Annotated in this window: 9 protein-coding genes; 3 read left to right on the top strand and 6 right to left on the bottom strand. The window is 73.2% G+C overall.

Annotated features, from left to right (window positions below; translation table 11 throughout):
- Both LCD35_RS09765 and LCD35_RS09760 read left to right on the top strand, forming a co-directional pair.
- The coding region (locus tag LCD35_RS09765; protein ID WP_374108056.1) for a regulatory protein RecX at positions 1–544 on the top strand (544 nt) is incomplete at its 5' end.
- 126 nt (positions 545–670) lie between these two features.
- Positions 671–1,354 (top strand): HAD family hydrolase, encoded by a 684-nt coding sequence (locus LCD35_RS09760; RefSeq protein ID WP_224955348.1) that lies wholly within the window; start codon positions 671–673, stop codon positions 1,352–1,354.
- 22 nt (positions 1,355–1,376) lie between these two features.
- Here the strand turns inward: LCD35_RS09760 and LCD35_RS09755 are convergent, their stop codons facing one another.
- The 4 genes from LCD35_RS09755 to edd all read right to left on the bottom strand — a co-directional run bounded on the left by LCD35_RS09755 (position 1,377) and on the right by edd (position 6,457).
- Entirely contained in the window at positions 1,377–2,120 is a 744-nt protein-coding gene (locus LCD35_RS09755; RefSeq protein ID WP_225044065.1) for a hypothetical protein, read from the bottom strand.
- A 26-nt stretch (positions 2,121–2,146) separates the two neighbouring features.
- Entirely contained in the window at positions 2,147–3,547 is a 1,401-nt protein-coding gene (locus tag LCD35_RS09750; RefSeq protein WP_224955350.1) for a polysaccharide deacetylase family protein, read from the bottom strand.
- A gap of 344 nt (positions 3,548–3,891) precedes the next feature.
- Positions 3,892–4,515: a bifunctional 4-hydroxy-2-oxoglutarate aldolase/2-dehydro-3-deoxy-phosphogluconate aldolase gene (gene eda, locus LCD35_RS09745; RefSeq protein WP_224955351.1), complete on the bottom strand. Its 624-nt coding sequence runs from the start codon at positions 4,513–4,515 to the stop codon at positions 3,892–3,894.
- Between the two features lie 82 nt (positions 4,516–4,597).
- The gene (gene edd / locus LCD35_RS09740) at positions 4,598–6,457 is read right to left on the bottom strand and encodes a phosphogluconate dehydratase (protein ID WP_224955352.1); all 1,860 of its coding nucleotides are present in this window, start codon (positions 6,455–6,457) and stop codon (positions 4,598–4,600) included.
- Between the two features lie 354 nt (positions 6,458–6,811).
- On the opposite strand from edd, the gene LCD35_RS09735 reads away from it, so the two are divergent.
- Positions 6,812–7,441 (top strand): transporter substrate-binding domain-containing protein, encoded by a 630-nt coding sequence (locus LCD35_RS09735; protein ID WP_224955353.1) that lies wholly within the window; start codon positions 6,812–6,814, stop codon positions 7,439–7,441.
- Between the two features lie 22 nt (positions 7,442–7,463).
- Here LCD35_RS09735 and LCD35_RS09730 read toward each other — a convergent pair whose 3' ends face one another.
- Both LCD35_RS09730 and LCD35_RS09725 read right to left on the bottom strand, forming a co-directional pair.
- Positions 7,464–8,330, bottom strand: coding sequence for an amino acid ABC transporter permease (locus tag LCD35_RS09730; RefSeq protein ID WP_224955354.1), 867 nt, complete (start codon positions 8,328–8,330; stop codon positions 7,464–7,466).
- Entirely contained in the window at positions 8,327–8,977 is a 651-nt protein-coding gene (locus LCD35_RS09725) for an amino acid ABC transporter permease (protein ID WP_224955355.1), read from the bottom strand. The genes LCD35_RS09730 and LCD35_RS09725 overlap by 4 nt, the downstream gene beginning before the upstream one ends.
- Between the last annotated feature and the right edge of the window lie 153 nt (positions 8,978–9,130).

Here is a 9,130-nt window from a genome sequence, read left to right as displayed (position 1 = left end):
CCCCGCCCGGCGGGGGGGGGGGGGCGGGCCGCGCCGCGCCCCCCCCCCGCGGGGGGGGCCCCCCCCCCCGGCGGCCGCGGCCCGCCACAGCGCGCCCCGGCGGGGGGGGGGGCGCCCCCGCCCCCGCTCCGAACTGCGGAACGCCTTGCTGCGCAAGGAGATCGACGAGGACGTCGCGGACGCGGTGCTGCAGAAGTTCGTCGACGCGGGCCTGGTCGACGACGCCGAGTTCGCCGAGGCCTGGGTCAACGAGCGCCAGCGCAACCAAGGCCTGGGCCGCAAGGCGCTCGGCTACGAGCTGCGCCGCAAGGGCGTCGAGGAGCACCTCGTCGCCGAGGCGCTCTCCGCGGTGGACCCGGACGCCGAGGAGGAGCGGGCGCGGGAGCTGGTGCGCCGCAAGCTCCGCTCCGCCCGGGTCGACGACCAGGAGAAGCTGCTGCGCCGGCTCGTCGGCATGCTCGCGCGCAAGGGCTACTCCGAAGGCCTCGCCTTCCGGGTCGCGAAGGACGAACTCGGGCGAGCGGACGACCCGGACCTGTCCTGAGCGGGGGCGGCCAGGTCCGGACGGCACCCGAGGTGACGCAGCACGCGCCCGGCGGGTGGATTCGGAGATCACCGGTCTTCGCTAGGCTGCCCGCTCGGACGTCCGGAGTCGATCGACAGGGGTGACATGCGAGTCGGTGGTGGCGCGGGAACGGCGGCACGGCACATCGTGTGGGACTGGAACGGCACGTTGCTCGACGACAACGACGCCGTGGTCGCGGCGGTGAACGCGGTCTGCGCCGAGTTCGGCAGGGACCCGATCGACCTGGAGCACTGGCGGACGGTGTTCAGCCGCCCGCTGCAGCAGTGCTACGAGCGGCTGCTGGAGCGTCCGCTGACCGAAGCGGACTGGAACAAGCTGGACGTGCTCTACCACGAGCACTACCGGGAACTGCTGCACACGGCGCGGCTCGCCCCGGGCGTGCCGGACGAACTGCACAGCTGGTCGGCGGCCGGGCGCACCCAGTCGCTGCTGTCGATGTGGTTCCACGACGAACTGGTCCCGTTGATCACCGAGCTGGAGCTGCTGCCGCTGTTCGAGCGCGTCGACGGGCTGCGCACCGAGGTGGGCGGCGGCGCCAAGGCCGAGCACCTGGACCACCACCTCGCCGCGCAGCGGTTGCGGCCGGCGGACGTGGTGCTCATCGGCGACGTCCTCGACGACGCGCTCGCCGCCGACAAGGTCGGCACCGGCTGCGTGCTGGTGACGACGGGCGTGATGAGCCGGTCCGCGCTGGAACCGGCGGGGGTGCCGGTCGTCGACTCCATCCCGGACGCCCTCGCCCTGATCACCGACGAGCTCGCGGCCTGATCCCGGGCGGGTCGCACGCCGGTCAGTACAGCGTCGGCGGTGACGTCGTGACGATGCGCCGCCAGGGTCCGCCGGGCACGTCGGACTCCTCCACGAAGCGCCAGTTCACCCGGTCCTGCGCGCCGTTGAGCCGGGTGAACCCGAGGCAGCCGTTCAACGCGGGGGACACGTCCAGTCCCGCCCCGTTGAACCGGGTGTTCACCGGTCGCGCGTCGTCGGGCCCGAACACGTAGCGGGCGTCGTGGTACTCGGCGGGCCCCGCGTCCTGCACCTGCCCGTAGCAGACCGCGTCGCCCCTGGTGAGCTGCACCCAGCGGTTCTTCAGGTAGCTGAACGCGCGGTCCCGCTCGCGCCCGGCGTAGCCCGGATCGCGGCTCCACGGCACCACCTCGGCGCGCTGCGCGAAGGCGATCGGATCGTTCAGGTCGTCGAACGGCAGGTCCAGGTAGAACGGGTTCTCCCGCGGTGCCATCCGGGTCGGGAAGTACCCGTTGTGCGCCGTCCGCGGCTCCGTCTCGCACCGGCCGTCGACCAGCACCCCGTCGCAGCCGCCGTAGTGCTCCTGCCACGCCGCGTCGTAGGTGGAGATCACCTGGCTGCCGTCGGAGGCGTCCGGGTCGAGCACTTCACCGACCCAGAACGTGGTCGCCACGATGCCGGTGTGCCAGGGGTACTGGCGGCCGGGCACCTGCTCACCTCCCGCGCAGGAAGCGGTGATCAGGGCCGCGGTCAGTGCCGCCACCGCGCGCGTCCGGGGCAGCGGCATGCGAGCTCACCCCGTTCCCCGGCCGGTCACGGGCACAGCCACCGCCGCGGGACCCACCAGTCCAGTTCGCGGCAGGAGCTCTCGTTGGTGGCCTTCGCGTCGACCCGCACCTGGTAGTCGTCGGTGGTGACCGAACCCGGCGAGAACAGGGCGAGCCCGTAGCTGAGCCCGGTCGCCTCCTCCGGAACCGGCGGGGTCGTCCAGTGCGCCCTCGACCACTGCTCGGCGGGCGCGAAGGTCGGTCCGGCCACCCAGTAGCGCCACTGCCCGACCCGGTCCCGGTAGTACACGGCGAGCTGGGTGGGCGCCGTCGACTTGTACCAGGTGCTGAGGGTGTAGTTGTGCCCGGTGTGCGCGGGCAGCGAGTACTCGCCGAGGTCCAGCGTCGACATGAGTTTCGCGTCGCCGTCGGTGAACCGGGTCATGTCCAGGCGTTGCGCCCACCGCCCTTCGTGCGCGTCGCGGGTCCTGGTCCACACCGGCGTGTTCGTCCCCCAGCCGCCGGTCTCCCAGCCGATCGGGAGCCCGTCCGGCCCGGCGTGTTCGAGCGACGCGTTGACCGGCCGGTCTCGGTCCTGCGGCGGGGACGCCCGGTGCACGGGTGCGACCCGGCCGCCGACGATCTCGTGCACGGTGCGCACCGGGGTCCCGCGGTCGTGCAGCCAGCCCGCGAACTCGTCGAGGACCCGCGGGTTGAGCCCGAGGGGCCCGCACATCTCGCAGGTCTGGTGCAGCACCAGCGGTACCCACCCGCCACCTGCGTCATCGGCGCGGGTCACCGCCTCCTTGAGGTCGTCGACGGTGGTCTCGCGCCGGATCATGCCGGGGGAGCGGATCTCGTACGGGTCGGCGGGCGGGGTGGATTCGGCGGCGGGGCAGTCGGCGCAGTCGCCGGGCGCGCGCAGACCGCCCATGGTGCGGGCGCTGTTGTAGCCGCAGTCCTGCACGGCCTTCCGCACGTTCTGGTCGGTTTCGTTGAACGGCGTGGTGAACGAGGTGGCCTGGTAGCCCCACTGCTCCAGGTTGGCCCGGTCGTCGCAGATCTGCCTGCGCATCTCGTCGGGGCTGACGGAGGTGAGGTCGGGGTGGGTGACGGTGTGCCCGCCGATCTCGTGTCCGGCGTCGGCGATCCGCCGCAGCTCGTCGTGACCGAGGTAGCCGGGGCTGCCGATGGCACCGGAGATGATGTAGAAGGTGCCGCGCATGCCGTGCCGCTGCAGCACTTCGGCGCCGGAGGTCTGCGAGACGCTGCCGTCGTCGAAGGTGAAGCTGACGACGGTCCCTGAGCCGGGGGTGCGGTCCGGTTCGGCGCTGGCGGGGCTGGCCCCGGCGATGCCGAGGAGCGCGGCGAGCAGCAGGGCGCCGAGCGCTCGCCGGGGCCGGCGGTGCGGCTCCGGCGAGCGGTGTCGGTTGGCGCGCAGGTGCATTCGGTGACCGTCCCAGCGTCGAGGTCCTCCCGACGCTACGAGCCGCCGCGGGCGGGCCGGATCGCCTGCGGAGGGGACGGCGGCTACCGCGTTCGCGGGAGGACCGCGCCGATCGGCGGGCCCGTCCCGGGCGGATCGGCCCCGCCCGCGGATCGCTGCGGCGCCGGACCAGCACCAGAGCCGCCCCGAGGGCGACCGGATCAGCACCGGAGTCCCCCGGGGCCAGTGGATCAGCACTCGCCCCGCCGGTCTGAGCCGACCCGAACCGCCCGAGGCCGATCGGATCAGCCCAGCGCCGACCGGATCAACCCAGCGCCGACCGGATCAACCCAGCGCCGACCGGATCAACCCAGCGCCGCGGCTTGCCGCGCCAGCGCTTCGATCTGTCCCCACTGCCCGGCGGCGAGCAGCTGCTTCGGCGCCAGCCACGAGCCGCCGACGCAGCCCACGTTGGGCAGCGCCAGGTAGCGGCCCGCGTTGTCGACGCTGATGCCGCCGGTGGGGCAGAACCGCAGCTGCGGCAGCGGCCCGGCGATGGACTTGAGGTACGGCACCCCGCCGCTGGGTTCGGCGGGGAAGAACTTCATCGCGGTCACCCCGCGCTCGGCGAGCCGCATCGCCTCGGCGACGGTGCTGACTCCCGCGAGGTAGGGCAGTCCGGTGGCGTCCACGTCGTCGAGCAGCCGGTCGGTGGCGCCGGGCGTGACGATGTACCGGGCGCCGGCTTCGCGCGCCTTGTCGGCCTGGCCGACCTCGGTGATGGTGCCCGCCCCGACGACGATCTCCGGGACTTCCGCGGCGAGCCGTTCGATGGCGGGCAGGCCCGCGGGGGTGCGCAGGGTGACTTCGATGGTGCGGATGCCGCCGCGCAGCAGGGCTTGGCCGAGCGGCACCGCGTGGGCGACGTCGTCGAGGGCGACGACGGGCACGACGGGGCTGAGCTCGAGCACTTCGGAGGCAGTGTTCATGGCGGTGTTCACCTGTTCTCGGTAAGCGCCGGTGCGGGCGGTCGGTCGTCCTGCGCCGCCCGCGGTCCTTCGGACGGGCGGATCAGACGGGCAGGTCGCTCGGCGCGTCGGTGCGCTGCTGCGGTGCGAACACGCTAGCGCCCTGGTCGGCGCGGCCGACGGCGTGGCGGAAGGCGGCGAACAGTTCGCGGCCGGTGCCGTGCTGGGTGGTGACGGCGCCGGGGGCGGGTTCGCGGGCGGCGAAGTCGTCGTCGCCGACGAGCACTTCGAGGGTGCCGTTCTCGGCGTCGAGCCGGACCATGTCGCCGTCGCGCACCCGCGCGAGCGGTCCGCCCGCGGTGGCTTCGGGGGTGAGCTGGATGGCGGCGGGGATCTTGCCGGAGGCCCCGGACATGCGTCCGTCGGTGACCAGCGCGACCTGGTGTCCGCGGTCCATGAGCACGCCGAGCGCGGGGGTGAGCCCGTGCAGCTCGGGCATGCCGTTGGCCTGCGGCCCCTGGTTGCGGATGACGACCACGACGTCGTGGTCGAGTTCGCCGGTGCGGAACAGCTCGGTGAACCGGTGCTGGTCGTCGAAGACGCGCGCGGGCGCGGTGACGACGCGGTGCTCCGGCTTGACCGCGGAGACCTTGATGACCGAGCTGCCGAGGTTGCCGCGCAGCACGCGCAGCCCGCCGTCGGGCGCGAACGGGTCGTCGACGCCGCGCAGCACGTCCGGGTCGAGGCTGTCGGCGGGGGCATCGCGCCACACCAGCTCGCCGTCGTCGAGGAACGGCTGCTGCCGGTACCGGTCGAGTCCGTACCCGGCGACGGTGTGCACGTCGGGGTGCAGCAGTCCGGCGTCGAGCAGCTGGCCGATGAGGGTCTGCACGCCTCCGGCGGCGGCGAAGTGGTTGATGTCGGCGGAGCCGTTGGGGTAGACCCGCGACAGGGAGGGCACGACGGCGGAGAGCTCGGCGAAGTCGTCCCAGGTGAGTTCGATGCCCGCGGCGGCGGCGATGGCGGGCAGGTGCAGCGTGTGGTTGGTGGAGCCGCCGGTGGCGAGCAGCGCGACGACGCCGTTGACCAGGGCTCGTTCGTCGAGCAACCGGCCGATCGGGGTGCGCTCCTCGCCGCGGGCGAGCTGCACGACGCGCCGCGAGGCCTCGTCGGTGAGGGCGCGCCGCAGCGGGGTGCCGGGCGCGACGAAGCTGGAGCCGGGCAGGTGCAGCCCCATCACTTCGACGACGAGCTGGTTGGAGTTCGCGGTGCCGTAGAAGGTGCAGGTGCCGGGGGAGTGGTAGGAGGCCGATTCGGCTTCGAGGAGGTCTTCGCGGGTCGCCTTGCCCTCGGCGAACAGCTGCCGGATGCGGCTCTTCTCGCCGTTGGGCAACCCGGAGGGCATCGGTCCGGCCGGCACCAGGATCGTCGGCAGGTGGCCGAAGGCGAGTGCACCGATGAGCAGCCCGGGCACGATCTTGTCGCACACGCCGAGCAGCAGCGCCCCGTCGAACATCTCGTGGGAGAGCGCGACGCCGGTGGCCATCGCGATCACGTCGCGGGAGAACAGCGACAGTTCCATGCCCGCGCGGCCCTGGGTGATGCCGTCGCACATGGCGGGGACGCCGCCGGCGAACTGGGCGACGCCGCCCGCGTCGCGCACCGCGTCCTTGATCCACGCGGGGTATTCGTCGTAGGGCTGGTGTGCGGAGAGCATGTCGTTGTACGCCGACACGATCGCCACGCCCGGCTTGGTCTCGCCGCGCACCGCGATCCGGTCGGCGCCGCTACAGCCCGCGAAGCCGTGGGCCAGGTTGCTGCAGGGCATCCCGGCGCGGGTCGGGCCGTCGGCGGCGGCGGAGTCGATGCGTTCGAGGTACTCGCGCCGGGTGCGCGCGCTGCGCTGCGCGATGCGCTCGGTGACCCGAGCAACGACGGGATGGATGGCCGCGTGCGTCGCCATTCCTCGCCTCCTGAGCGATCAGTGCTGATGAGCGCTGTGCGGGGCGACGACGTTGGCGCCTTCGTGACGGCAGCCACACTAACGGGTGTGACGGGGAAGTCAAAACCGATCCAGAATTCGTTGCGAGTGTGAACACTACCTGTCGTTCGGATGACTAGCGGATGTACTCACCGTTCGCTGTGCCGTTGAGCTGCGGTGCTCCGCACCGCGTGGCAGTGCTGCCGGAGCACCCGGCAAGCCCCATCGCCCCGCCGTCCCGAACCGGGTTCTGGGGTTTTCCCAGCGCCCCGGACGGGTGCGGCGCGTTCGCCGACGCGCCCCGCCGTGATCCGCTCGGCTGGCAGGATGGTGCGCATGCGCACGGGAGTGGTGGCAGTGGTGCTCGCTGGCGGAATGGCCCTGGCCGGATGTTCGGCGGGCACTGGTGAACCGGAGCAGCCGCCGCCGAGCACTCCCGCCCCGGTGGCCCCGCCGGCCGCGTCCCCGCGGCCCGGTGCCGCACCCCCGCCGCCGGTCGAGCTGGGCGGCTCGGCGACGCTGGAGGAGGTGCGCCAGCGCGGCTCGCTGCTGGTGGGGTTGCGCGCCGAGGAACCCCGGTTCGCCACCCGCGACGGCAGCCGCTACCGCGGTTTCGACGTGGAGGTGGCCGAGCTCGTGGCGCAGGGGCTGGGCCTGGACCCGCGGACCCAGATCTCCTACCGGATGCTGCCGCCGACGCTGCGCGACGGTTCGCTGGCGCGCGGTGAGGTGGACCTGCTGGTCGGCGGGGCCGAACCGGGCGAGTCGGGCGTCGACGCGGTCGGCCCGTACGCGGTGACCGCGGACGGGACCGAGCACTACCTGGGCATCAAGTCCGGCGATGAAGCGCTGCACGACCGGATCACCGCCGCGCTCGACGCCGCGGTGGGCGACGGCACCTGGCAGCGCGCCTACGACGAGACCCTCGCGGCGGAGGGCGTGCAGGCCCGCCCCGCCCCGCGCTGAGGCGGGACGGGGCGGGACCGGATCACTCCGCGGCCTGGGCCTGGGCGGCGCGGGCGGCGGTGCCGCCACCCTTGCGGCCCTGGCTGAGCCTGCGCTCGGTGTAGACCGCCGCCCGGCTCAGCGCGTAGTTGAGCACCACGAACAGCACGCCGATGACGAAGTACGTCTGGATCGGGTTGTTCAGGTTCTGGATGACGATCTGCCCCTGCCGCACCACGTCGACGTACGAGATGATGAAGCCCAGCGAGGTGTCCTTCACGATCACTACGAGCTGGCTGATCAGCGCGGGCAGCATCGCCCGGAACGCCTGCGGCAGCAGCACGGTGCGCAGCACCTGCGAGCGCCGCATCCCGATCGCGTAGGCGGCTTCGCCCTGACCGCGCGGCAACGACTGGATCCCGGCCCGCACGATCTCGGCGATGATCACCGAGTTGTACGCGGTGAGGCCGATGACCAGGTACCACATCACCGACATGTCCAGCCCGAACGAGGGCAGCACCCGGCTGGCGAAGAACACCGCGATGACCACCGGCACGCCGCGCAGCAGCTCGACGACGCCGACGACTGCCCACCGGTACCAGCGGGCCGCGACGATGCGGGACACCGCCAGCAGCGTGCCGACCAGCAGCGAGAACGCCATCGCCAGCACGGCGGTCAGCAGCGTGTTGCCCAGCCCGACGCCCATCAGCGTCCACAGCGGGGCGAAGGTGCCGTCGGTCGGGTCGATCAGCGGACCCCACTTGTCGACGGTCAGCTGGTCGTTGGCGCCGAGGGTGTAGAGCACCCAGGCCAGCACCGCGGCCAGCACGACGCCGACGGCGACGCTGAGCAGGAGGGAACGCCGCTTGGCGGCGGGCCCGGGGGCTTCGTAGAGCACGGAGTTCGTCATCGGGCGATCGCCACCTTCCGCTCCAGGGCGCCGAGCAGCAGCCCGGCCGGGATCGTGATCACCAGGTAGCCGAGCACCACGCCGATGAGCACCGGCAGCACGGCCTCGCCGCGCGCCGAGGTCAGCGTGTCGCCGACGGCGAACAGGTCCCCGCCGACGCCGAACGCGCCCACGATCGCCGAGTTCTTGATCATCGCGATGAAGACGTTGCCCAGCGGCGGCACCACGGTGCGGATCGCCTGCGGGAGCACGACCAGGCTCAGGACCTGGCCGAAGCCGAGGCCGATGGCGCGGGCCGCTTCGGCCTGGCCGGGCGGCACGGCGTTGATGCCGCTGCGGATCGCCTCGCACACGAAGGCGGAGGTGTAGAGGGCGAGCCCGATGGTGCCGAACCAGAAGTAGGAGCCGTTGAGGCCCAGTTCGGGCAGCCCGAAGGCCATGAAGAACAGCACCACGGTCAGCGGGCAGTTGCGGAACACGGTGACCCACGAGGTCCCGGTGGCGCGCAGCGGGGGCAGCGGTGCGACCCGGAAGGCCGCGATCACGGTCCCCAGGACCAGCGCGATCAGCCCGGCGTACAGGCATATCTGCAGCGTTCGCAGGAGCCCGCTCAGGTAGAGGGGCAGGTTGTCGGTGATGACGTGCACGGTTCTCTCCGGCTCTGCGGACAGGGAGGTGGGGGGGGGGGGGGGGGGGGGGGGGCCCCGCCCCCCGCGGGGGGGCCCCCCGGGGGGGGCGGGGCGGGGGGGGGGGGGGGGGGGGGGGGGCCCGGCCCCCCCGGGGGGGGGCCGCCCGGGGGT

The sequence above is a fragment of the Saccharopolyspora sp. 6V genome (assembly GCF_020176785.1).
Lineage (GTDB): Bacteria > Actinomycetota > Actinomycetes > Mycobacteriales > Pseudonocardiaceae > Saccharopolyspora_C > Saccharopolyspora_C gregorii.
Note: the sequence above shows the minus strand (reverse complement) of the source record. Positions and strands in the feature narration are given on the sequence as shown.

Coding starts and splice junctions, on each gene's coding strand:
- LCD35_RS09730 (WP_224955354.1), bottom strand. CDS start 8,330: ATGACGAACTCCGTGCTCTACGAAGCCCCCGGGCCCGCCGCCAAGCGG.
- LCD35_RS09760 (WP_224955348.1), top strand. CDS start 671: ATGCGAGTCGGTGGTGGCGCGGGAACGGCGGCACGGCACATCGTGTGG.
- edd (WP_224955352.1), bottom strand. CDS start 6,457: ATGGCGACGCACGCGGCCATCCATCCCGTCGTTGCTCGGGTCACCGAG.
- LCD35_RS09735 (WP_224955353.1), top strand. CDS start 6,812: ATGCGCACGGGAGTGGTGGCAGTGGTGCTCGCTGGCGGAATGGCCCTG.
- LCD35_RS09750 (WP_224955350.1), bottom strand. CDS start 3,547: ATGCACCTGCGCGCCAACCGACACCGCTCGCCGGAGCCGCACCGCCGG.
- eda (WP_224955351.1), bottom strand. CDS start 4,515: ATGAACACTGCCTCCGAAGTGCTCGAGCTCAGCCCCGTCGTGCCCGTC.
- LCD35_RS09755 (WP_225044065.1), bottom strand. CDS start 2,120: ATGCCGCTGCCCCGGACGCGCGCGGTGGCGGCACTGACCGCGGCCCTG.